Source organism: Bradyrhizobium dasycarpum (assembly GCF_042019905.1).
Lineage (GTDB): Bacteria > Pseudomonadota > Alphaproteobacteria > Rhizobiales > Xanthobacteraceae > Bradyrhizobium > Bradyrhizobium japonicum_B.
Window position 1 is genome coordinate 1244278 of sequence record NZ_CP169574.1, and the last position, 22870, is coordinate 1267147.

Here is a 22870-nt window from a genome sequence, read left to right on the forward strand (position 1 = left end):
GTTGGTGATGGGAGTCGGGGAGTGGGGCCGCATGCCTCTAGCACGGCAGGCTCGCAAAAAAAGGGGTTTCCCCGGATTGTTCGCAACGGCATTTTGCTGCACTGCACTTGAAAGATCTGCAGAATTGTCTAAACTGTAGGCATGACGCTTGACTGCACAAGAATTGTGCGCAAGATAGATCATGGCAGGCGCGATGAGGCCCTGCCCAGTCCACGAGACCCCTGTGACCGGTTCGGCAATATCCGGCTCTAAGCCGTTGAAGATAGGCGATATTGATGTCGCCATTCCGGTCTTCCTGGCACCGATGTCGGGGGTGACCGACTCGCCCGTCCGCCGGCTGGCCGCGGAGCTTGGTGCCGGTCTCGTCGTGTCCGAAATGACCGCCAGCGACGAGCTCGCCAACGGCCATTGGATGTCCCGGTTGCGTTGCGAAGCCGCCGGAATCGGCCCGCACGTGGTCCAGCTCGCCGGCTGCGAGGCCCATTGGATGGCCGAGGGGGCCCGGATCGCCGAGGCCGAAGGCGCCGACATCATCGACATCAACATGGGCTGTCCGGCCCGCCACGTCACCGGCGGCCAGTCCGGCTCGGCCTTGATGCGCGACCTCGACCATGCCGTCAGCCTGATCGATGCCACCATCGCGGCGGTGAAGGTGCCGGTGACGCTGAAGATGCGGCTCGGCTGGGACGACCGCAGCCGCAACGCGCCGGAGCTGGCGCGGCGCGCGGAGGCCGCCGGCATCAAGCTCGTGACGGTCCACGGCCGCACCCGCAGCCAGTTCTACAAGGGCGAGGCCGATTGGGATGCCATCCGCGCCGTGCGCGAGGTCATCGCCATTCCGCTCGTCGTCAACGGCGACATCACCTCCTATGAGCGGGCGCGCGCGGCGCTCGAGGCCTCCGGCGCCGACGCCGTGATGATCGGCCGCGGCGCGCAGGGCCAGCCCTGGCTGCCCGGCCAGATCGGCCGCCGCCTGAAGGGCGGGGCCGAGGAAGCTGTGCCCTCGCTCGAAACCCAGCTGCATTACGTCCGCACGCTCTATGAGGGCGTCTGCACGCTCTATGGCCTCCGCGTCGGACTGAAGCACGCCCGCAAGCATCTCGGCTGGGCCCTCGACGTCGCGGCCGCGGCGAGCGGCGCGTCCGTCGAGAAGCTGAAGTCGTGGCGCCAGACGATCCTCACCTCGGAGGATCCGCGCCTCGTCCACCAGTCGCTGCGGGATGCGTTCGACGACTTCGCATGGAGCGCTGCTGCATGAGCTCAGCCGCCGAACATCGCGGGCCATCCGACAGCGACGCAATGCTCGATGCCTTGCCCAATCCCGTTCTGATGATCGGGCCGGACGGCAAGATCGTCGCCGCCAACATCGCCACCGAAGCCTTCTTCGAGATCTCGACGCAGTTCCTGAAGCGGCAGTCGCTGAAGGAGCTGGTGCCGTTCGGCAGCCCGTTGCTGGCGCTGATCGACCAGGTGCGCTCGTCGAACTCGCCGGTGAATGAATACAAGGTCGATCTCGGCACGCCGCGCATGGGCGGCGACCGCCAGGTCGACCTCCATGTCGCCCCGCTCACCGAGCGCCCCGGCCATATCGTGGTGATGCTGCAGGAGCGCACCATCGCCGACAAGATGGACCGCCAGCTCACCCATCGCAGCGCGGCGCGCTCGGTGATCGCGCTGGCCGCGATGCTGGCGCACGAGATCAAGAACCCGCTGTCCGGCATCCGCGGCGCGGCGCAGCTCCTGGAGCAGCAGGCCTCGTCCGAGGACCGCATGTTGACGCGCCTGATCTGCGACGAGGCCGACCGCATCGTGACGCTGGTCGACCGCATGGAGGTGTTCGGCGACGAGCGTCCCGTGGTGCGCGGGCCCGTCAACATCCACTCCGTGCTCGACCACGTGAAGCGGCTGGCGCAGTCGGGTTTTGCCCGCAACATCCGCTTCATCGAGGATTACGACCCTTCGCTGCCGCCTGTGCTGGCGAACCAGGACCAGCTGATCCAGGTGTTCCTCAACCTCGTGAAGAACGCCGCCGAGGCGCTGATCGACGTGCCCGACGCCGAGATCCAGCTCACCACCGCGTTCCGCCCCGGCGTGCGCCTGTCAGTCCCCGGTCAAAAATCCCGGGTATCGTTGCCGCTCGAATTCTGCGTGAAGGACAACGGACCGGGCGTGCCGGACGATCTTCTGCCCAACCTGTTCGACCCCTTCGTGACCACCAAGCAGACCGGCTCGGGCCTGGGTCTTGCATTGGTCGCCAAGATCGTCGGCGATCACGGGGGCATCATCGAATGCAGAATCTCAGCCGCGCAGGACCACCTTCCGCGTGCTGATGCCGATGTATTCCACATCGGCGAAACATGCCGATCAAAGCAGTCGCGCCGACTCTGCCGGGAAGTCGTCGCCTGTGTCACAGGGGGCGAAATGAGGATTAACGATGCCCGCAGGTAGCATTCTCGTAGCTGATGACGATACCGCCATCCGCACCGTTCTCAATCAGGCGCTGTCTCGGGCCGGCTATGAGGTCAGGCTCACCGGCAATGCCGCAACGCTGTGGCGCTGGGTCAGCCAGGGCGAGGGCGATCTCGTCATCACCGACGTGGTGATGCCGGACGAAAACGCCTTCGACCTGCTGCCGCGGATCAAGAAGATGCGGCCGAATCTGCCCGTCATCGTCATGAGCGCGCAGAACACCTTCATGACGGCGATCCGCGCCTCCGAGCGCGGGGCCTACGAATATCTGCCGAAACCCTTCGACCTCAAGGAGCTGATCGCCATCGTCGGCCGTGCGCTGGCCGAGCCGAAGGAGCGCGTCTCGACGCCGGACGAGGACGCCGAGATGGAGGCGATCCCGCTGGTCGGCCGCTCGCCGGCGATGCAGGAAATCTATCGCGTGCTCGCACGCCTGATGCAGACCGACCTCACCGTGATGATCACGGGCGAGTCCGGCACCGGCAAGGAGCTGGTCGCGCGCGCGCTGCATGATTACGGCAAGCGCCGCAACGGCCCGTTCGTCGCCGTCAACATGGCCGCGATCCCGCGCGACCTCATCGAATCCGAGCTGTTCGGCCATGAGCGCGGCGCCTTCACCGGCGCCAACACCCGCGCCTCCGGCCGGTTCGAGCAGGCGGAAGGCGGCACGCTGTTCCTCGACGAGATCGGCGACATGCCGATGGAGGCGCAGACGCGGCTTCTGCGCGTGCTGCAGCAGGGCGAATACACCACCGTCGGCGGCCGCACGCCGATCAAGACCGACGTGCGCATCGTCGCGGCCTCCAACAAGGATCTGCGCGTGCTGATCCAGCAAGGCCTGTTCCGGGAGGATCTGTTCTTCCGCCTCAACGTCGTGCCGCTGCGGCTGCCTCCCTTGCGCGAGCGCATCGAGGACCTGCCGGATCTGGTGCGGCACTTCTTTGCGCTGGCCGAGAAGGACGGCCTGCCGCCGAAGAAGCTCGACACGCTGGCGCTGGAGCGGCTGAAGCAGCACCGCTGGCCCGGCAACGTGCGCGAGCTGGAGAATCTCGCCCGGCGTCTCGCCGCGCTTTATCCGCAGGACGTCATCACGGCGTCCGTCATCGACGGCGAGCTTGCGCCGCCCTCGGTCAGCCCGGGCGCCGCGGTCCAGCAGGGCGTCGACAATCTCGGCGGCGCTGTGGAAGCGTATCTGTCCTCGCACTTCCAGGGCTTTCCGAACGGCGTGCCGCCGCCCGGCCTCTATCACCGCATCCTCAAGGAGATCGAGGTGCCGCTGCTCACGGCGGCGCTGGCGGCCACCCGCGGCAACCAGATCCGCGCCGCCGACCTGCTCGGCCTCAACCGCAACACGCTGCGCAAGAAGATCCGGGATCTCGACATCCAGGTCTATCGCAGCGGGGGCTGATCATTGCGGAACCGACGGTGGCTCAGCTCCCCCTACCAAGGCAGAGCTGAGCCTGTCCGGATCGCGCTGGCCGTTGTGGCTGACGCGGTGAGCAGAAGTCGGGACGGGGCCGAAATGTTCCGCCGGACCTGATCAATTGGTCATCCGGCCGCATGGCGCAGCGTCGCACTATCTGACCAGCCGGGCCGATGCCGGCGTGACGCTGGCGACATTCAGCAACGGCGGCTGGAGGCCCAGGCCGTTGACCAGGAGGTCGGCGGCCACAATCAGCAGCAGAACGGCCGACACCATCGTCGCTAGAAAATATCTATCCATGCCGGGTCAAGCCGGAATGGCCGGATTCCGTTCCCGTTCTGGCCGCATGTGGTTGTGGATGGCGGATGTCGGGCGCTGGGAAGCGCCGCGGAATTGTCGCAATTCGGCAACAATGTGGTACGAATACATCAGTATCCGCGCGCCCGCGGACCCCTTTTCAGCATCGCCATTGCCGGAATGACCAGCGCAGAGACCTCGGCCGCACACTTTGACACGGCCCCAGCGGAAGAGCCCCGGCGTTGGTCGGCGCGACGCTGGCTGGCTCCGTTTGCCGTGGCGTTGGCGCTGCTGTCGGCCTTCCTGACCTTCCTGGTCCTGACCGGCCTCACCAGGATCGAGCCGACGCCCGAGGTGGTCCGCTCGTTCTACCTGATTAACGCCGCCACGATCCTGCTGCTGGTCGGCATCATCGTCCGCGAGCTCTGGCAGCTGATCCTGGCGCGGCGGCGGGGCCGGGCGGCGGCGCGCCTCCATGTCCAGATCGTCAGCCTGTTCTCAATCGTGGCGGTGCTGCCGGCCGTGCTGGTCGCCATCGTCGCCAACGTCACCATCGAGCGCGGCCTCGACCGGCTGTTCTCCGGGCCGACCAAGCAGGTGATCCAGAACTCGCTGACGATCGCGCGGGCCTACATGCAGGACCATGCCCAGCTGATCCGCGGCGACATTCTCGGCATGGCCAACGACATCGCGCATGCCCGGCCGCTCTACGACCAGGATCGCCGCTCGTTCCGCGAGATGCTGACCGCCAGCGCCGGTTCGCGCAATCTGCCGGGCGCGATGATCATCGACAAGAACACCAACATCCTGGAATCCGCCGACACCGGCATGCGGCTGGCTTATTCGCCGCCGGCGCCCGACTTCCTCAGCAACGTCAACGAGAACGAGCCCGAGATCGCGGTGCTCCCCGATGCGAGCTTCGTCGCCGCGGTGATCCGGTTGCGCGCGTTCAACGACACCTTCCTCTATGTCGCCCGCCCGCTTGATCCCAACGTCGTCAATCAGCTCAAGCAGACAGAGGTCAGCGTCGCCGAATATGCCCAGATCGAGTCGCGCCGGCTCGGTATCCAGGTCGCCTTCGCGCTGATGTTCGCCGTGATCGCGCTGACCATCCTGATGGCCTCGGTGCTGATCGGCCTCAACTTCGCCAACTCGCTGGTCTCGCCGATCCGGCGGCTCATGAACGCGGCCCACACGGTCTCGACCGGCGATCTCCATGTCCAGGTGCCGGTGCACCAGTCGGAAGGCGATCTGGCCCAGCTTGGCGAGACCTTCAACAAGATGACGCAGGAATTGCGCAGCCAGCGCGACGAGCTCGTCAACGCCAGCGACCTCATCGACAGCCGCCGCCGCTTCATCGAGGCCGTGCTGTCCTCGGCGAGCGCCGGCATCATCGGCGTCGACGCCTCCGGCAGCGTCGGCATTTTGAACCGCTCGGCCGAGAAGCTGATCGGGCACGCCGAATCCGAGACGCTCGGCCATCCGCTCTCCGACGTGCTGCCCGAGCTCGACGAGATGATGAAGGCGGCGCGGGAAGGGACCCAGCGCCTGGTGCAGGGGCAGATCACGATCACGCGCGACGGGCAGGAGCGCAATCTGTCGGTCCGGGTCAGCGCCGAGAAGAATCAGCCGCACGACAGCTACATCATCACGCTCGACGACATCACCGAGCTGGTCTCGGCGCAGCGCACCTCGGCCTGGGGCGACGTGGCGCGCCGCATCGCGCACGAGATCAAGAATCCGCTGACGCCGATTCAGCTCTCGGCCGAACGCATCCGCCGCAAGTTCGGCAAGGACATCACCGAAGCCAAGGACAAGCAGATCTTCGACCAGTGCACCGACACCATCGTGCGCCAGGTCGACGACATCCGCCGCATGGTCGACGAGTTCTCGCGTTTTGCGCGGATGCCGAAGCCGGTGATGGAGGGCGAGGACGTCGCCGACACCGTGCGGCAGGCCGTGTTCCTGATGAAGGTCGCCCACCCCGAGATCGACATCGAGGCCGAGTTCAAGCAGGATCCGCTCCGGGCCCAGTTCGACCGCCGGCTGATCTCCCAGGCGGTCACCAACATCGTCAAGAACGCCACCGAGGCGATCGAGCAGGTCCCGCCCGAAGAGCTCGGCAAAGGCCGGATCGACGTCGTCGTCTCCCGCGAGGGCGATGATGTGCTGATCGACGTCATCGACAACGGCATCGGCCTGCCCAAGGTCGCGCGCTCGCGGCTGCTCGAACCCTACGTCACGACCCGCGCCAAGGGCACCGGCCTTGGCCTTGCGATCGTCGGCCGCGTGCTGGAAGACCATGGCGGCCGTATCGAGCTGAAAGATGCCTCCGACTTCCGGGAGGGCCAGCGCGGTGCCTGGATGCGGTTGCGCTTTGCCATCTCCGGGCAACCCGCCAAAGCCGAGGAGCCGAGCAGGCGCCGGCGGCCAAGGACATCACCAAGGACACGGTGACGGGGCCGGCGAAAGAGGCGGCGCCGGAAACAAAAGAGCCGGCGGCCGAAACCAAAGAGCCCGCCGAACAGACCAATGAATCAACGAAAATCGAAGCCTCAACAGGCAGCTGACATGACAGGCGCGATCCATGGCAAGTGAAATTCTGATCGTCGATGATGAGGCCGATATTCGCGATCTCGTTGCGGGCATTCTCGAGGACGAGGGCTTCGTGACCCGAACCGCACGCGACAGCGATACGGCACTCGCCGAGATCGCCAACCGCAGGCCGCACCTGGTGTTCCTCGACATCTGGCTGCAAGGCTCCAAGCTCGACGGCTTGCAGCTGCTGGAGCAGGTCAAGAAAGACAACGCCGACCTGCCGGTCGTGATGATCTCCGGCCACGGCAACATCGAGACCGCGGTCGCTGCGATCAAGCGCGGCGCCTACGATTTCATCGAGAAGCCGTTCAAGGCCGACCGCTTGATCCTGGTCGCGACCCGGGCGCTGGAGAACTCGCGGCTGAAGCGCGAGGTCAAGGAGCTGAAGCAGCTCGCGCCGAGCGCGAGCCAGCTCGTCGGCCGCTCGCCCAGCATGAACCAGCTGCGCCAGACCATCGAGCGCGCCGCCAAGGCCAACAGCCGCATCCTGATCGTCGGCCCCGCCGGCGCCGGCAAGGAATTGACCGCACGCACGCTGCACACGGCCTCGGGCCGTGCCGACGGTCCCTTCGTCGTCATCAACGCGGCCGCGATCACCCCCGATCGCATGGAGCACGAACTGTTCGGCATCGAGCAGTCCAACGGCGAGCAGCCGCGCAAGCCAGGCGCGCTCGAGGAAGCCCATGGCGGCACGCTGTTCATCGACGAGATCGCCGACATGCCGCGCGAGACCCAGAACAAGATTCTGCGCGTGCTGGTGGAGCAGTCGTTCCAGCGCGTCGGCGGCACCGCCAAGGTGCAGGTCGACGTGCGCATCATCTCCTCGACCGCGCGCAACCTCGAAGAGGAGATCGCGGCCGGCCGTTTCCGCGAGGACCTCTACCACCGGCTCTCGGTGGTGCCGATCCGCGTGCCCGCGCTCTCGGAACGGCGCGAGGACATCCCCGAATTGATCGACTATTTCATGGAGCAGATCTCGGCCGGCAGCGGCCTGCCGAAGCGGCAGATCGGGCAGGACGCGATGGCCGTGCTGCAATCGCATGTCTGGCCAGGCAATGTCCGCCAGCTCCGCAACAACGTCGAGAGGGTCATGATTCTCGCGGCAGGCGGGCCGGAGGTCATCATCACGGCGGACATGTTGCCACAGGACGTCGGCTCCATGGTGCCGGCGATGCCGACCAGCAACAATGGCGAGCACATCATGGGCCTGCCGCTGCGCGAGGCGCGCGAAGTGTTCGAGCGCGACTATTTGATTGCACAGATCAGCCGTTTCTCAGGAAATATTTCTCGTACGGCCGAGTTCGTTGGCATGGAACGGTCGGCGCTGCATCGAAAGTTGAAGGCGCTCGGTGTCGGCTAGCGCGCCTCGCGCGAAGCGGCCACCGGCTCGCATGCGGAAAGAGACGTGAAAACAGAATCTAGCGCCGCGACATGGCCGCGGCAGCTCAGGGATAAAGCAGGAAAATCATCGATTTCCGTATTTTTTCGGGACAATCTGGCGGGGGCTGCCACCTGAAGCGGCTTGCCTAATAGGCCCACCTGTCCTCTAATCGCACAGCTGTTCCGTCCGAGGGGGATCTCATGACGGAGCGGCAACCGGGAGAGGCCCCGAACCTCACAAAGAGGGCCGCGACCGGCGCAATAAAAGAAACTCAAAGCGAGAAAAGAACAATGGCGGCAGACCGCGCACAAAACCTACAGGACACCTTCCTCAATCACGTTCGCAAAACCAAGACGCCACTGACGATCTTTCTGGTCAACGGAGTAAAGCTCCAGGGCATCGTGACCTGGTTCGACAATTTCTGTTTGCTGCTTCGGCGCGACGGTCATTCGCAGCTGGTCTACAAGCATGCGATCTCGACCATCATGCCTGGCGCTCCGATCCAGCTGTTCGAAGGCGGCGAGGATCAGCCGGCTTGAGAGTGATCTGATTGGAACCCCGGAATTTCGACGGGGATGCCGACCGTCCGCGGTCGGCAGGGGCTAAGCAAACGGGGCGGGTGCTTGTCGTCGGCCCCTATTTGCGAGTGCGCGCAGGCAGTGCCGACGCGCAGTCGGAAACTCATGTCCTGCGTGACGCCGAGGCCCGGCTCGACGAAGCCGCCGGCCTTGCGCGGGCGATCGATCTCGTCGTCGCCGACGCCATCATCGCGCCGGTCAGCCAGATCCGCCCCGCCACCTATATCGGCAAGGGCAAGGTCGAGGAGATCGCCGGCCTGATCAAGACCCTGGACGTCGAGCTCGTGGTGATGGATTGCGCGCTGGCGCCGATCCAGCAGCGCAATCTCGAGAAGGAGCTGCACGCCAAGGTGCTCGATCGCACCGGCCTCATTCTGGAAATCTTCGGCCGCCGTGCCAAGACGCGGGAAGGCTCGCTCCAGGTCGAGCTCGCGCATCTCAACTACCAGCGCTCGCGCCTGGTGCGCTCATGGACCCATCTGGAGCGCCAGCGCGGCGGCTTCGGCTTCATGGGCGGTCCCGGCGAGACGCAGATCGAAGCGGACCGCCGCCTCATCCAGGAGCGCATCTCCAAGCTCGAGGGCGAGCTGAAGAAGGTGCAGGCGACGCGGCGGCTGCATCGTGCGGGACGTCAACGCGTGCCGTATCGCGTCGTCGCGCTGGTCGGCTACACCAATGCCGGCAAGTCGACGCTGTTCAACCGCCTGACCCGCGCCGACGTGCAGGCTGCCGACATGCTGTTTGCGACGCTCGATCCGACCTTGCGCGCACTCAACCTGCCGCATGGCGGCAAGGCCATGCTGTCGGACACGGTCGGCTTCATCTCCAACCTGCCGACCCAGCTGGTCGCCGCCTTCCGCGCCACGCTGGAGGAGGTGCTCGAGGCCGACGTCATTCTCCATGTGCGCGACATCTCGCATGAGGATGCCGAGGCCCAGCAAAGCGACGTCGACGCAGTGCTGCGCCAGCTCGGCATCAACCCCGATGATTCAGGCCGTATCATCGAGGTCTGGAACAAGATCGACCGTTACGATGCCGAGCAGCGCGAGGAGCTGCTGAACATCGCGGCGCGCCGGCCTGCGGACCACCCCGCCATGCTGGTCTCCGCCGTCACGGGCGAGGGCGTCGATGCATTGCTCGCCGCGATCGAGGAACGCCTTGCCGCCAAGCGCACCACGCTCGACCTCTCCATCGACGCTGCCGACGGCGCCGGCATCAGCTGGCTGCACCGCAATGCCGAGGTGCTGTCGAAGGAGCTGCACGACGGCCGCTTCGACATGACGGTGCGGGTGGACGAGACCAAGCGGGACATCGTGGTGTCGAGGTTCGACGCGGTGCCGCATCACGCCACATAACCAGTCGTCCCGGACAACGCAGCGCTCGTAGGGTGGGCAAAGGCGCACAGCGCCGTGCCCACCATCATTTCGCGATATGAGACAGGTGGTGGGCACGCTCCCGCCTTCGCTCTTCGGGCTACGGCGGACAAGTCGCCTTGCCGACCCTACGAATTGGCATTCGCCAGGACGAGCATGAAAGTTAGCGGCTGGCTTCCTTGCGTTCTTCCGACGTTGGCTTCGTCTCGCCCTTCGCCTCGTTCCACAGCGCGTCCATCTCCGCCAGCGAAGCCTGCTCCAGCGTCCGGCCCTGCGCCTCCAGCGCCCGTTCGATATAGGCAAAGCGCCGCTCGAATTTAGCGTTGGTCGCACGCAACGCGGCTTCCGGATCGGCATCGACGTGGCGGGCGAGGTTGACGAGGGCGAACATCAGGTCGCCGGTCTCTTCCGCCAGCTCCCGCTTGTCGCCACGGTCGAGCGCGCTCTCGATCTCGTCGGCTTCCTCGCGGATCTTGGCCAGCACCGCGCGCGGGTCGTTCCAGTCGAAGCCGACGGTAGAGGCCTTGCGCTGCAGCTCCATGGCGCGGGTCAGCGCGGGCTGGCCCGCCTTCACGCCTGAGAGCAGCGATTTCTGCGCCGGTGTCTCCCCCGGCGGCCGGCGCGCGGCGCGCTCGGCTTTTTCCTCGGCCTTGATGCGGTCCCAGACTTCCTTGACGCGAGAGGAGGCGAGGTTGCCGTCCTTGTCGGCGAAGACGTGGGGATGGCGCCGGATCATCTTTCTCGTGATGGCTTCGACGACGTCGCCGAACGCGAAAGCGTTCTGCTCCGAGGCCATCTGGGCGTGAAACACGACCTGTAACAGCAGGTCGCCGAGCTCCTCGCGCAAATCGTCGAGATCGCCGCGCGTGATGGCGTCCACCACCTCATAGGCTTCCTCGATCGTGTAGGGCGCGATGGTCGCAAAATTCTGCTCGAGGTCCCAGGGGCAGCCGGTCACCGGCGTGCGCAGCGCCGCCATGATCTCGATCAGGCGGGAAATGTCGCGGGAAGGGGTCATTGGGCACCGGAGTTGCGCGTTTCCGGCTTTATGCCAAAAGCCCGGCATTGATCCCAGCGGAACAAGCAGAAATTGGGCTAATTTCCACCGGCAGCCTGATGGGGATCAGACCACCGTCCGCCGAAGCAGGAGCATGCGAATGAACAGCGCCGCGCAAAATCCAAAAACAGGATTGGCACGAGCGCAATCAATCTGCTGCCCGGCTGGGCGACGAACATCAGGACTCCGCCGGCGACGAGCACCAAAGACACGATTGTCAGGAGCCAGAGCGCGATCGGGCCATGCGCGCGTGCCTGGGACGTCATGCTCTCCTTCAAAGACAGCCCTTGGTCTGTCGCGTTCAAGCTGGGGAGCAGAATGCACATCCAAGTGAGATAAAATGCCAAGCAGACGCCGGCGAGCGCCGCGGAGACGCCGAGGTTGAATCCTCGAAAAAGGCTGGGTGCGACGATGATCAGCAGGACTGAAACCACGATATAGGTCTTCATCTGCATAGGTCTTCATCTGCTTTCGGAGCCGCCCATAATTCTCCTCTGAGCCGACCAAGTAGCCGCGGCCGAGAACGCCCCAGGGATAGAACAGCCGGCGTCCGTCCTCGGTGGTCTTGAAACTGCTGCTGGTCAGTCCTCGAAAATAACCCATGTCACCGCCCATCCCCACATCGTATGGCAGTTCCGTTACGCTACCAGCGCGAGCATGCAGCTGCAACTTGCCCTCCGGCGCGAACGTCACGTGTGATCCTTGCATTGATGGCGTCGACGAACTGGACTACCTGAGGCCCATGAAGGACACATCTACATCACAAACAGCCCTGGTGCTTTTCTCCGGCGGGCAGGATTCCACCACCTGCCTTGCCTGGGCGCTCAGCCGCTTCTCGCGCGTGGAGACGCTGGGGTTCGACTACGGCCAGCGCCACGCCATCGAGCTCGCCTGCCGCGAGCGGCTGCTCGACGGCATGAAGGCGTTGCGCGCGGATTGGGCCGCAAAGCTCGGCGACAGCCATACCCTGTCGATCCCGACGCTGGCGGCGGTGTCCGAGACCGCGCTGACGCGCGACGTCGCGATCGCGATGGGCGCCGACGGCCTGCCGAACACCTTCGTGCCCGGCCGCAACCTGGTGTTCCTGACCTTCGCGGCGGCGCTGGCCTACCGGCGCGGCATCACCCACATCGTCGGCGGCATGTGCGAGACGGATTATTCCGGCTATCCCGATTGCCGCGACGAGACCATCCGCGCCATGCAGACGGCGCTGTCGCTCGGCATGGCCAGGAAGTTCGAGCTGCATACGCCCTTGATGTGGATCGACAAGGCCGCGACGTGGCAGCTGGCGCAGGATCTCGGGGGCGAGGGGCTGGTCGATCTGATCCGCGAGCACTCCCACACCTGCTATCTCGGCGAACGCGGCGCACAGCATGACTGGGGCTATGGCTGCGGCGAGTGTCCGGCGTGCAGCCTGCGGGCAAAGGGGTGGCGGGAGTTCGTGGCGGGGCGCTGAGGCCGCGCCGTACTCCGCTCGTGCGCCGGACGCAGCGCAGCGCTCCTTCAGCGGTGCGCTGCAGAGGGGGCCCATGTTTCGGTAGGGCATCGTCTCGCCGGCTGGGTCCCGGCTCTGCGCAGCAACGCTTACGCGTTGCAGCTTGTCCGGGACACGGGCGTGCGCAAGCTAGCTGAAATCCTCAGGCTGCAGCACGATCGGCTTGCCATGCGGGGTGCGATCGGCGGCGCGGTCCCAGGCATCGCGATAGCGGTGCAGCGCGTCCAATGAGGCGACGCCTTTGCTTGCCACCAGGCCTTCCAGCGTGGCGAGCCAGTGCAGGTAATAGGTCTCGCCCGTATCAGGGTCGCCCGCGGCCTGCGCCCGCTTGATCTCCGAGGCCAGGGCCGCTGCCCATTCCGGCCACGTGAACACGCCGCGCTGGTGCAGCGTCAGGGCCATCGCGAACGCATGGGCCTCCCAGGGCGCGCGGAACACCGGACCGTCGTCGTCGCGCGGAATGCTCGGAATGGCCGCCGTCGCGGCGGCGGCAAGCGCGCTGCTCATCACGCCGGATCCAGATAGGGCTCGAAGGCATCGATCGAGACCTTCAGGGTCGGATCGCCGTTCTCGCCCCAGAGATCGCGGCCTTCGAACACGACGGTGTAGAGCCATTGCGGATGCTCGCCGAGCTCCATCGCCGCCGTATCGGGAAACACGTGGCAGCCATGATTGAGCTCGACGATTCCGACATGGCCGCGGACATAGCGCGGCAGCCGCGTGTGCGTCTTGGGGTGGATGTTCTTGGCACGCACGCGATCGCCGATCTTGAACCTGGCAGGTGCGGGCGCCGGGCGGTCGAACTTGCCGCGCACCATGATGCGCTCGACCTGGCCAAGATCGAACTTGCCGTGCTTGAGCGCCTTTGCGGGCTGCATCGCGTGGCCGGCGGCGACTTCCTCGCGGGTGAGGTAGCCCTTCGCGATCAGCATCTCCTCCAGCCCGAGAAACCATTTCTTGTAATAGGAGCTCGAGAGATAGACGTGCGGCGGCAGGGTCTCGCGATAGAAGCGCGAGGTGTCGATGTTGAATGCGCCGGCCGCGCCCATCGCGCGCACCATCGCGAGCACACGTGACTCCCATTCCTCGTGGAACATCGGCTCGTTCGGTTCGGGCTCGACCTTGCCGAACCCGTCCATGCCGCCCATGTCGTGCACGCCGTTCATGACGGCGCTCCCGGCGTCCTGGGAAAGCCTGTGCCGATCATGGAGTCGCGGGTGACGAGCTCGGCGAGCTGCTCCTCGCTCCACCCCTCCGTGCCCGCGGGGCGCATCGGCAGCACCAGGAAGCGGGTCTCGGCGGTGGAATCCCACACCCGGATTTCAATGTCCTTCGGCAGGGTGACGCCGAAATCGGCGAGCACGCCGCGTGGGTCCTTCACCGCGCGCGAGCGGTAGGGCGCGGCCTTGTACCAGACCGGCGGCAGCCCCAGCATCTCCCAGGGGTAGCAGGAGCATAGCGTGCACACGACCATGTTGTGGCGCTCGGGCGTGTTCTCGACGACGACGAGATGGTCGCCGACGCGGCTGACATGGCCGAGCATGCCGATCGCCTTGGAGCCGTCCTCCAGCAGGGCCTTCTTGAAGCCCGGATCGGTCCAGGCCTTGGCGACGACGCGTGCGCCGTTGTGCGGGCCGATCTTGGTCTCGTAGGCCTGGATGATGGCGTCGAGCGCGGCAGGCTCGACATAGCCCTTTTCCGTCAGGATGGTCTCGAGCGCGCGCACGCGCAGCTCGGTCTCCGACAGCTCGGAATGGTCGTGATCGTGATGATGGTCGTGATCGTGGCTCATGGCGCCAAGGATAGGCGCAATGGCCCGGGCCTGTCGAGTATGCCGGACAGCGCGACCGGGTCCCATGTTCGTGAGGCCGGATGTAGGCTAGGGTCGCCGCAAAGCTGATCGGGAGATGCTGGTGACCGACTATGTGAAGATCGAAAAGGGCCTCGGGCCCGAGGGCCGGATTGCGGTGGTGCGTTTCGACCGCGGCGATGGTATCAACGCGCTCTCTCCGGAGGCACTGCGCCAGCTCACGGCGGCGGCGCGCAGTTTCGAAGACGATGCGGCCACCTCGGTCGTGGTTCTGACAGGCAGCACCAGCGCCTTCAGCGCCGGTTTCGACTTGAAGGACGACGAGGGCCGCTCGCGCAAGGAGATGGACCTCGGCACGCTGCGCCGGCACCTCAAGCTCGGGCCGCGCCTGACGCACGCCTGGCAGGAGATGGAGCAGATCACGATCGCGGCGATCGAGGGTTTTTGCGTCGGCGGCGGCGTCGCGCTGGCCGTGGCGCTCGATTTCCGCGTGATGGGACACGACGCGCATCTGCGCGTGCCCGAGATCGGGCTCGGCATGAACATGAGCTGGCAGAGCATCCCGCGCATGCTGCATCTGATCGGACCCGCCCGCACCAAGCAGGCGGTGATCCTGGCCGACCAGCGCATTTCGGCGGATGAGGCCTATGAATGGGGCCTGGTGGAACAGGTGACCGATCCCGGCCATGCCTTCGATGCCGCCATGGAGCTCGCCCGCAAGGTCGCCGCGCAGCCACCGCTCTCGGTGGCGATGACGAAGCTCACCGTCAACCGGCTCGCGCATGCGCTGGACGATCTCGCCAGCCACATGGATGTCGATCAGTTCGCGCTCGCCAGCTTCAGCGAGGATCACAAGGAGGGCGTCGAGGCGTTCCTGGGCCGGCGCAAGCCGCGCTTCAAGGGGAAGTAGGGTTCAAGCGTTCCTTGAGGCTCGTCGACGCTGATCATGCGATGCAGCCATGTCAAAGATCGGATCTCGAACAAATCCCGAGCTCCCCTCTGGAAGTATTCCAATTCTAAAGTAGCGACGCAGCGGCGACGCGCGAGCGCGCATTGGTCGCAGTGTCTATTCCCCAGTCTCGATAAATTCTAACGACGCATCTCTCGCGCTCCGAACCTGCCTGCGTTACGGCGAGGCATCAAGAACGATACCGGCAAAGCCGGCAGTGCGTGGGGGCTTCGAAAGACGTGACCGACTTCCAATTTTCTTCGCGTGACAACGCGCGTTCTCGCCAGATCCAGATTCTCTGCCTCGGAGCGGTCAGCACGCTTTGTCTCGTCATCCCGGTTGGGTCCGCGGAGGCCCAGACGCAGATTCCGGCGGTCACCGTCGATGCGCCGGCTCAACGCGCCCGTCCTGCGGCGATTGCATCGTCGCGAAGGGCGGCGACGCGGACCTCGCGCGCCAATCGCCGGTCTCCCGCGCAGCAGGCCGCACCAACCCAGTCGGCATCATCGAGCGGCGCTACGGGCGAACGCGCCAACGGTCCGGTGCGCGGCTTCGTTGCCACGCGGAGCGGCACCGCCACCAAGACGGATATTCCGCTGATCGAGACTCCGCAATCGGTGTCCGTGATCACCACCGACCAGGTCAGGAATCAGGGCGCGGTCTCGATCGGCGAAGCACTGCGCTACACCGCCGGCGTCAGCGGCGACGTCAATGGCGGTTCCGACACCCGCTTCGGCGCGCTCCAGATTCGCGGCTTCGACACGACCATGTCCGGCCTCTACGTCGACGGCCTGCGGATTCCCTCGAGCAACTACGTGCACTTCAACGGTCTCGATCCCTACGGCGCCGAGCGCCTGGAAGTGCTGAAGGGGCCGTCCTCGGCGATGTATGGCGGCAGCGGCACCGGCGGCATCCTCAACTACGTGACGAAACTGCCGACTGCACAGCAGTTCGGCGAGGCCTCGATCTCCGGCGGCAGCTTCAACCGCTACCAGGGCCAGTTCGACATGGGCGGCCCCGCCAACAAGGAGGGCACCGTGCTGTGGCGCCTGACCGGCGTCGTCCGCGACGGCGAGACGCAGGTCGACTTCACCAAGGACAACCGCGTCTTCATCGCGCCCGCGGTCACGTTCAAGCCGAACGAGGACACGACGATCACCTTGCTCGCCAATTATCAGCGCGACCGGGCAGGGTGGGGCCTTCAGTTCCTGCCGGCCTCGGGCACGGTCTGGCCGAACAACGGCCGCACCATCCCGGTCTCGTTCTTCGCGGGCGTGCCGAGCTTCGACGCGTTCAACACCGAGATCGCGACCGCCGGCTATCAGCTGTCGCACAATTTCACCGACAACATCACCTTCCGGCAGAACCTGCGCTACGCCTATCAGCACAACGAGGAGAAGGTCTTCTACGGCACCGGCTACACCAACGAAGCGGCGGGACAGCTCGGGCGCTTCGGCAGTTACAGCAACTCGTACATCAACTCCTTCGCGGTGGACAACCAGCTCCAGGGCAAGTTCGTCACCGGCATCCTCAGCCATAATACCCTGGTCGGGCTCGACTATCGCAACACCACGTTCCGCGACACCGCCTTTGCCGTCACGACCTCCTCGCCCGAAATCAACGTCTTCAACCCGGTCTACAGCTACGACTGGACCATGGGCGGCATGTACGACAACAAGGGTGTCAAGCAGTCGCAGCTCGGCCTCTACGCGCAGGATCAGATCAAGCTCGGCCGGCTCTCGTTCCTGCTCGCAGGTCGCGAGGACTTCGTGACGACCCAGGTCGATACCGATGTATTCACCCCCTCGTCGGTCACGAAGGATGCCTCGGCCTTCACCGGTCGCGCCGCCGTCATGTACAATTTCGACAACGGCATCGCGCCCTATTTCAGCTATTCGGAATCGTTCCTGCCGGTGCTGGCGACCAATGCCGCGGGACAGATGCTCAATCCCGAGACCGGGGTGCAGTACGAGGTCGGCGTCAAGTACCAGCCGCTCGGCTGGAACGCGCTGTTCACTTTCGCCGCCTTCGACCTGACGCGCGACAACGTCGGCGTCTACGTGCCTACAACCACTTATTACGAACAGATCGGGCAGGTGAAATCGCGTGGCATCGAGCTCGAAGGTTCGATGTCGCTCGCTGACGGCTGGAACTTGCGGGCCGCCTATGCCTATGTCGATGCCGTCGTCACGCAGGATCCGGTCAATGTCGGCAAGGCGCCGATCCCCGTGCCGCTCAACCGCGCTTCGTTGTGGAGCGACTACACGCTCCAGAACGGGCTGCTGGCGGGTTTGCAGTTCGGCGGCGGCATCCGCTACATCGGCGCCACCTGGGGCGATGAGGCCAACACGTTCAAGGTGGGATCGGCCACGGTGCTGGACGCGCTGCTTGCCTATACCAGGGACAATTGGCGTCTGTCGGTGAACGTCACCAATTTGGCGGACACACGTTATGTCGCCGCCTGCTACGGCCTGTCGGGCTGCATGTACGCCGAAGGACGGAAAGCCATCGGCAAGCTGACCTACCGCTGGTGAGGTCAGGTGCGGATGGTCCGGCGTACGAGCCGGACCATCCGGTGCCGCCCATGCGGCAGAAGCGGCCGTCGGCCCGTGCTGCCACGGAGGCGGCCTGTCGGCAATCAGAACGGGTAGTGCCGCGGCCCGGTCTGCACCGTGATCCAGCGCAGCTCCGTGAATTCGTCGATTGCCGCCTTGCCGCCGAAGCGGCCATAACCTGACGCCTTGGTGCCGCCGAACGGCATCTGCGGCTCGTCATGCACGGTCGGGGCGTTGATATGGCAGATGCCCGCCTCGATCCGCTTGGCAACGCCGAGGGCGCGGGCGATGTCACGGCCGAACACGGCCGAGGAGAGGCCGTATTCGGTGTCATTGGCCACGCGCACCGCCTCGTCTATTCCGCTGACACGGACGACGGTCACCACCGGACCAAAACTTTCCTCACCATAGATGCGCATTGCCGGCGTGACGTGATCGACGATCGTGGCTGGCATGATGGTGCCGCTGCCGTGGCCGCCGGCCGCGACCACGGCGCCCTTGGCGAGCGCATCGTCAATCAAGCCCCGAACGCGGTCACAGGCCGCACCGCTGACGAGCGATCCGAGCACGACATTGCTCTTGCGGGGATCGCCATGGGGAAGGCTCTTCGCCTTGGCGGCAAACCTGGCGATGAAGGCGTCCGCCACCTTGTCGTCGACGACAATCCGCTCGGTCGACATGCAGATTTGGCCTTGGTTCATGAATGCGCCGAATGCTGCCGCGTTCACGGCGGCGTCGAGATCGGCATCGTCGAGGATCACGAGCGGGGCCTTGCCGCCGAGTTCCAGCAGGGCGCGCTTCAGATGCTTCGCACAAGCCAGCGCAATGAGCTTGCCGACACGGGTGGAGCCGGTGAAGTTGACGCGGCGGATCGCGGGGTGCGCGATCAACGCTTCGACCACAGCCTGCGCATCCTCGGGCGCGTTGGTGACGACATTGACGACTCCGTCACCGAGGCCGGCCTCCGCCAGGCAGCTTCCGATCAGCCGGTGCACGCCGGGGCTCATTTCCGACGCCTTCAGCACCACCGTATTGCCGCAGGCGAGCGGCATCGCGACCGAGCGCACGCCGAGAATCACCGGCGCGTTCCACGGCGCAATGCCGAGCACGACGCCGACCGGCTGGCGGAACGCCATGGCGAGATTGTCGGGCACGTCGGTCGGAATCACCTCGCCGGAAATCTGGGTCGTCATTGCTGCGGCTTCGCGCAGCATGCCCTCGGCCAGATGGACGTTGAAGCCGGCCCAGCCCGCGGTGGCGCCGGTCTCGGCCACCATCAGAGCGGTGAATTCCGCCGCCCGGCGCGCCAGGATGTCGGCGGCTGCATTGAGCCGCTTGCGGCGCTCGGACGGAGCAAGTTGCGACCAGGCAGGAAACGCGGCCGCCGCAGCGTCCGCGGCGCGCATCGCGTCGTCGATCGAGGCCGCCGCGACGATGGTCGCGATCTCGCCTGAGATCGGGTTGTGGCGCTGAAAGGTGCGCTGGTTGCTGGCCGCCTGGTCCTTGCCGGCGATCAGAAGGTCGATGGCGTTCATGGAGCTCTCCAAGAATTGCGGGAGGGGTTGCTGGGGTTCATTGCGAGGACGATGCGGCGCGCGCCTTGCCGAGATAGGCGCGCTGGATCTCGGGATCGTTCTTCATCGCAGCCGCAGCTCCACTGCCGGTGTTGCGACCAGACTCGATCAGGTAGACCCGATCGGCGATGTCGAGGCTGGCGCGCGCGTTCTGCTCGACCAGCAACACGCCAACGCCACTGGCTCGGATCTGCGTCAGTGCGCGAAAGACCTCGCGGCTGAGCAGGGGGGATAGGCCGAGCGAGGGCTCGTCGAGCAGAAGCAGCAGCGGGTTCGACATCAGAGCGCGGCCGATCGCCACCATCTGCTGCTCGCCGCCGCTCATGGTGCGGACGGACTGCCTCATGCGCTCGGCGAGGCGCGGGAACAGTTGCAGGACTTTCGCGAGCCGGTCCGCTTCGCCGTCACGGGCGCGGGCAGGATAAGCGCCAAGCTGCAGGTTTTCCGTGACGGTGAGGTCGCCGAAGACGCCGCGGCCCTCCGGCACGAGCGCTATGCCGCGCTCCACGATCAGATGGGCCGGCAGCTCGGCGATGCTCTGTCCGTCGAACGCGATTCTCGCGCCGGGCGCCGGTCTGATCAGGCCGGCAATGCTCTTGAGCAGGGTCGACTTGCCCGCGCCGTTGGCACCGAGGATGGCGACGATCTCGCCTTGACTGATGCCCAGCGAGACGTCGGCCAGGGCCTGGTGCTTGCCATAGAAATGGGAGAGCGCGGCGACCTCAAGCATCGTCGTCCCCCAGATAGGCAGCGACGACTTTTGGATCGGACAGCACCGCGTCGGGCGTTCCGCGCGCGATCACCTTGCCGGCATTCATCACGACGCAATGGCCGCACAGCGCGCGGATCGCATCCATGACGTGCTCGACCATGATGACGGTGAGGCCGCGCTCGCGCAGCTTGGCGATCAGCGCGATGCCCGTCTCGAGCTCGCTCGGATTGAGGCCGGCCAACCATTCGTCGAGCAGCACGAGGCGCGGCTGCAGCGCCAGCGCACGGGCGAGCTCCAGACGCTTCTGGTCGATATAGGTCAGCTCGCCCGCGGGGGCTTCGCGCATCGCACCGAGCCCAACGAGGTCGAGCAGCTCGCCTTCCGCCTCCGAACCGATCGAGAGACCAGGCGCTGCGGAGAACAGCCGTGCGGCTGCCACGTTCTCGGTGACGGTCAGGTCCGGCATGACGCGCACCAATTGGAAGGTGCGGGCGAGGCCGAGGCGCGCGATCTGGTGGGCCCGCAGGCCGTTGAGCAAGGTGCCGCCGAGCCGGATCGTGCCTGACGAGGGTTTCAAGGCACCGGACAGCGTATTGAGCAGCGTCGTCTTGCCGGAGCCGTTCGGGCCGATAATGCCGACGATCTCGCCGGGCGCGACCGCAAAGCTGACCCCGTCCACGGCGCGCAACCCGCCGAACGACTTGCTGACGCCGTCGACCGCGAGGAGCGGTGCATCCTTGGTGCGGGCCGACGCGGTGACGAGCCTGTCGGCCGGCACGCGCCGGCGTCCAACCCCGAGCAGTCCGATCACCCCGTTCGGCAGCACCATGACGATGAGGACGAAGATGATGCCGAGCACGATGCTGAAGTGGTTGGGCAGCGTCGCGGTCAGCACCTCGAACAGCAGAACCAGCGGGATGACGCCCAGCACCGGCCCGAACAGCGAGCCGGCGCCGCCCAGCAAGGCCATGATCACGACCTGGAACGAGATCGTCGGATTGAACGCAATGGCAGGATCGATATAGGTCCATCGCGGCGCCATCACCGCGCCGGTCATCGTCATGAAGGTCGCGCTCAGCATGAACACGCCGAGCTTGACCCGCGTGGCGTCGATGCCGGAATGGCTGGCCGCGGTCTCGTCGGCACCGATGGCGCGGAGCGCCAGCCCGTAGCGCGATCGTCCGAGCAGCCAGCCGACCAGGAAGACAAGCGCGGCGAGGCCAAGAAGCTGCCAGTAGAGAATGTCCTGCGTCACCGCGCTGAAGAGATAGCGGCCGACCGATTTGTGGATGTTGACCTCGTACCAGATCACGAGCTGGCGGATCAGCTCGGCAAGGCCGAAGGAGAAGATCACGAAATATATGCCGGAGAGGCGCAGCGTCGACAGTCCGGTGATCGCGGCCGTGAGTGCGCCCATGCCGGCCGCGGCCAGCAGCACGATCGGCCAGGACATGGTCTCGCCGAGCACTGCGGCGGTGTACGCGCCCAAGCCGAAGAAGGCGACCGTCGCGAGGGAGATGTAACGGGTAGGGCCGGAGAACATCGCCCACGCGGTCGCCAGGATCGTGAAATAGAGGACGCTGATGCCGAGCGCGAGATAATAGCCGTTGGCGTAGAGCGGGTAGGTGATGAGACAAGCGGCGAGGGCAAGGCCGCCGCACCACAGCAGGATCCGGACGGGCAAGGTCATGACGCGGCCCGCCCGAACAGGCCGGTCGGCCTGATCACGAGCACCCCGAGAAACAGCGTGTAGGTGGCAGCCAGCGTCAGGCCGGGATCGATCAGCCGCGCCACTGCGGTTTCGACCACTCCCAGCAGCAGGCCTGCGACCAGCGCGCCCATGACGTTGCCGACGCCTCCCATGATGACGACGACCAGCGCCTTCATGGTGAAGACCACCCCCATGGCGGCATTGAAGGTGAGGAACATGCTGACGAGCACGCCGCCGATGGCGACGAGGCCACCACCGAACGCGAACGCCAGCCCCGAGAGCGCGGCCACGTCGATCCCGACGAGGCGCGCCGCGTTCGGGTCGACCGCGATGGCCCGGACGGCCGTGCCGATCCGGGTGCGGGTGAGAGCGAGATAGACGGCGCCGCCGACCAGGGCTGCGAACAGCAACGCGACCAGGCGATTGACCGCGAGCGTCGATCCGAGGATCGTCAGCGGAATCGAGAGGTAGCTATAGCTGTAATACTGCCCTCCGAAGACGACCAGCATCGCCCCCTGGATGACGAACAACACGCCGAAGGTGACGAGGATGCTGTCGATTTCCTGCGCGCCCCGGTCCTTGCCCCGCCGCATCAGCCGTTCCAGCAGGAAACGATAGAGCAGCCAGTTCAGCACCATCGCGATCGGCACGGCCAGCAGCAGCGCCGCGAGCGGACTCAGCCCAAGACCGCTGTAGAGCGAAAACGCGCCGAAAGCGGCCGCAACCAGCGACTCGCCGTAGGAAAGGTTCATGATCCGCGCCACGCCATATTGCAGCGTCAGCCCGAGCGCGATCAGCGCGTACATGCCGCCAAGCACGAGGCCCGGCAGGACGATATCGACGAGCAGCATGAAGCGGCATCCCCGGAGCGGACGGCAGGCAGGCCTT

18 protein-coding genes and 2 pseudogenes are annotated in these 22870 nt (G+C 65.7%); 10 read left to right on the forward strand and 10 right to left on the reverse strand.

The genetic code is table 11. The features are described 5' to 3' along the window. Positions 1-304: 304 nt before the first annotated feature. From dusB to ntrC, 3 genes and pseudogenes are all read left to right on the forward strand, one after another. Positions 305-1258: a tRNA dihydrouridine synthase DusB gene (gene dusB, locus ACETMP_RS06360; protein ID WP_375161852.1), complete on the forward strand. Its 954-nt coding sequence runs from the start codon at positions 305-307 to the stop codon at positions 1256-1258. Then, positions 1255-2425: pseudogene (locus tag ACETMP_RS06365) on the forward strand (nitrogen regulation protein NR(II)). Before dusB ends, ACETMP_RS06365 begins: the two are co-directional and overlap by 4 nt. 9 nt (positions 2426-2434) lie before the next feature. Beyond that, complete coding sequence (gene ntrC, locus ACETMP_RS06370; protein ID WP_028136498.1) at positions 2435-3877, forward strand: nitrogen regulation protein NR(I); 1443 nt, start codon at positions 2435-2437, stop codon at positions 3875-3877. A gap of 168 nt (positions 3878-4045) precedes the next feature. Here ntrC and ACETMP_RS06375 read toward each other — a convergent pair whose 3' ends face one another. Further along, positions 4046-4192 (reverse strand): hypothetical protein, encoded by a 147-nt coding sequence (locus ACETMP_RS06375; protein ID WP_196236024.1) that lies wholly within the window; start codon positions 4190-4192, stop codon positions 4046-4048. Between the two features lie 177 nt (positions 4193-4369). On the opposite strand from ACETMP_RS06375, the pseudogene ACETMP_RS06380 reads away from it, so the two are divergent. The 4 genes and pseudogenes from ACETMP_RS06380 to hflX all read left to right on the forward strand — a co-directional run bounded on the left by ACETMP_RS06380 (position 4370) and on the right by hflX (position 10101). Next, positions 4370-6759, forward strand: a pseudogene (locus ACETMP_RS06380) (ATP-binding protein). A 17-nt stretch (positions 6760-6776) separates the two neighbouring features. Continuing rightward, complete coding sequence (locus ACETMP_RS06385; RefSeq protein ID WP_375160302.1) at positions 6777-8147, forward strand: sigma-54-dependent transcriptional regulator; 1371 nt, start codon at positions 6777-6779, stop codon at positions 8145-8147. A 311-nt stretch (positions 8148-8458) separates the two neighbouring features. Next, on the forward strand, positions 8459-8707 hold the full coding sequence (gene hfq, locus ACETMP_RS06390) for an RNA chaperone Hfq (protein ID WP_007591126.1): 249 nt from the start codon (positions 8459-8461) through the stop codon (positions 8705-8707). A gap of 11 nt (positions 8708-8718) precedes the next feature. Next, complete coding sequence (gene hflX, locus ACETMP_RS06395; protein WP_375160303.1) at positions 8719-10101, forward strand: GTPase HflX; 1383 nt, start codon at positions 8719-8721, stop codon at positions 10099-10101. 181 nt (positions 10102-10282) lie between these two features. On the opposite strand, the gene mazG is transcribed toward hflX, so the two are convergent. Continuing rightward, positions 10283-11137, reverse strand: coding sequence for a nucleoside triphosphate pyrophosphohydrolase (mazG, locus tag ACETMP_RS06400; protein WP_375160304.1), 855 nt, complete (start codon positions 11135-11137; stop codon positions 10283-10285). Between the two features lie 77 nt (positions 11138-11214). After that, the gene (locus ACETMP_RS06405; protein ID WP_375160305.1) at positions 11215-11625 is read right to left on the reverse strand and encodes a hypothetical protein; all 411 of its coding nucleotides are present in this window, start codon (positions 11623-11625) and stop codon (positions 11215-11217) included. Between the two features lie 293 nt (positions 11626-11918). Between ACETMP_RS06405 and queC the strand changes: the two genes are divergently transcribed. Continuing rightward, positions 11919-12632 carry a 7-cyano-7-deazaguanine synthase QueC gene (queC, locus tag ACETMP_RS06410; RefSeq protein WP_375160306.1) on the forward strand — a complete coding sequence of 238 codons (714 nt, stop codon included), beginning with the start codon at positions 11919-11921 and terminating at the stop codon, positions 12630-12632. Positions 12633-12800: 168 nt separating this feature from the next. Here the strand turns inward: queC and ACETMP_RS06415 are convergent, their stop codons facing one another. The 3 genes from ACETMP_RS06415 to nthA are packed head-to-tail and all read right to left on the reverse strand — an operon-like array spanning position 12801 to position 14463. Further along, a complete protein-coding gene (locus ACETMP_RS06415; RefSeq protein ID WP_375160307.1) occupies positions 12801-13178 on the reverse strand; it encodes a nitrile hydratase accessory protein in 378 nt (125 codons plus the stop codon). After that, on the reverse strand, positions 13178-13837 hold the full coding sequence (nthB, locus tag ACETMP_RS06420; protein ID WP_375160308.1) for a nitrile hydratase subunit beta: 660 nt from the start codon (positions 13835-13837) through the stop codon (positions 13178-13180). Before nthB ends, ACETMP_RS06415 begins: the two co-directional genes overlap by 1 nt. Beyond that, positions 13834-14463, reverse strand: coding sequence for a nitrile hydratase subunit alpha (gene nthA, locus ACETMP_RS06425; RefSeq protein ID WP_375160309.1), 630 nt, complete (start codon positions 14461-14463; stop codon positions 13834-13836). Before nthA ends, nthB begins: the two co-directional genes overlap by 4 nt. 121 nt (positions 14464-14584) lie before the next feature. On the opposite strand from nthA, the gene ACETMP_RS06430 reads away from it, so the two are divergent. Both ACETMP_RS06430 and ACETMP_RS06435 read left to right on the forward strand, forming a co-directional pair. Further along, positions 14585-15391, forward strand: coding sequence for an enoyl-CoA hydratase/isomerase family protein (locus tag ACETMP_RS06430; RefSeq protein WP_375160310.1), 807 nt, complete (start codon positions 14585-14587; stop codon positions 15389-15391). Positions 15392-15972: 581 nt separating this feature from the next. Continuing rightward, the gene (locus ACETMP_RS06435; RefSeq protein WP_375161853.1) at positions 15973-17964 is read left to right on the forward strand and encodes a TonB-dependent siderophore receptor; all 1992 of its coding nucleotides are present in this window, start codon (positions 15973-15975) and stop codon (positions 17962-17964) included. A 104-nt stretch (positions 17965-18068) separates the two neighbouring features. Here ACETMP_RS06435 and ACETMP_RS06440 read toward each other — a convergent pair whose 3' ends face one another. Genes ACETMP_RS06440 through ACETMP_RS06455 form a run of 4 tightly spaced genes read right to left on the reverse strand, consistent with a single transcriptional unit; the run spans position 18069 to position 22833 of the window. Continuing rightward, positions 18069-19520 carry an aldehyde dehydrogenase gene (locus tag ACETMP_RS06440; protein WP_375160311.1) on the reverse strand — a complete coding sequence of 484 codons (1452 nt, stop codon included), beginning with the start codon at positions 19518-19520 and terminating at the stop codon, positions 18069-18071. Positions 19521-19557: 37 nt separating this feature from the next. Further along, entirely contained in the window at positions 19558-20289 is a 732-nt protein-coding gene (locus ACETMP_RS06445) for an ABC transporter ATP-binding protein (RefSeq protein WP_375160312.1), read from the reverse strand. Next, complete coding sequence (locus ACETMP_RS06450; protein WP_375160313.1) at positions 20282-21961, reverse strand: ATP-binding cassette domain-containing protein; 1680 nt, start codon at positions 21959-21961, stop codon at positions 20282-20284. The genes ACETMP_RS06445 and ACETMP_RS06450 overlap by 8 nt, the downstream gene beginning before the upstream one ends. Further along, positions 21958-22833: a branched-chain amino acid ABC transporter permease gene (locus ACETMP_RS06455; RefSeq protein WP_375160314.1), complete on the reverse strand. Its 876-nt coding sequence runs from the start codon at positions 22831-22833 to the stop codon at positions 21958-21960. Before ACETMP_RS06455 ends, ACETMP_RS06450 begins: the two co-directional genes overlap by 4 nt. Between the last annotated feature and the right edge of the window lie 37 nt (positions 22834-22870).

Bases quoted from the DNA above. Each gene is read 5' to 3' on its own strand.
- ACETMP_RS06375 (WP_196236024.1), bottom strand. From the start codon at position 4,192: ATGGATAGATATTTTCTAGCGACGATGGTGTCGGCCGTTCTGCTGCTG.
- nthB (WP_375160308.1), bottom strand. From the start codon at position 13,837: ATGAACGGCGTGCACGACATGGGCGGCATGGACGGGTTCGGCAAGGTC.
- ACETMP_RS06405 (WP_375160305.1), bottom strand. From the start codon at position 11,625: ATGAAGACCTATATCGTGGTTTCAGTCCTGCTGATCATCGTCGCACCC.
- ACETMP_RS06385 (WP_375160302.1), top strand. From the start codon at position 6,777: ATGGCAAGTGAAATTCTGATCGTCGATGATGAGGCCGATATTCGCGAT.
- ACETMP_RS06415 (WP_375160307.1), bottom strand. From the start codon at position 13,178: ATGAGCAGCGCGCTTGCCGCCGCCGCGACGGCGGCCATTCCGAGCATT.
- queC (WP_375160306.1), top strand. From the start codon at position 11,919: ATGAAGGACACATCTACATCACAAACAGCCCTGGTGCTTTTCTCCGGC.
- ACETMP_RS06455 (WP_375160314.1), bottom strand. From the start codon at position 22,833: ATGCTGCTCGTCGATATCGTCCTGCCGGGCCTCGTGCTTGGCGGCATG.
- mazG (WP_375160304.1), bottom strand. From the start codon at position 11,137: ATGACCCCTTCCCGCGACATTTCCCGCCTGATCGAGATCATGGCGGCG.
- ACETMP_RS06445 (WP_375160312.1), bottom strand. From the start codon at position 20,289: ATGCTTGAGGTCGCCGCGCTCTCCCATTTCTATGGCAAGCACCAGGCC.
- ntrC (WP_028136498.1), top strand. From the start codon at position 2,435: ATGCCCGCAGGTAGCATTCTCGTAGCTGATGACGATACCGCCATCCGC.
- dusB (WP_375161852.1), top strand. From the start codon at position 305: ATGTCGGGGGTGACCGACTCGCCCGTCCGCCGGCTGGCCGCGGAGCTT.
- ACETMP_RS06450 (WP_375160313.1), bottom strand. From the start codon at position 21,961: ATGACCTTGCCCGTCCGGATCCTGCTGTGGTGCGGCGGCCTTGCCCTC.
- ACETMP_RS06440 (WP_375160311.1), bottom strand. From the start codon at position 19,520: ATGAACGCCATCGACCTTCTGATCGCCGGCAAGGACCAGGCGGCCAGC.
- nthA (WP_375160309.1), bottom strand. From the start codon at position 14,463: ATGAGCCACGATCACGACCATCATCACGATCACGACCATTCCGAGCTG.
- hfq (WP_007591126.1), top strand. From the start codon at position 8,459: ATGGCGGCAGACCGCGCACAAAACCTACAGGACACCTTCCTCAATCAC.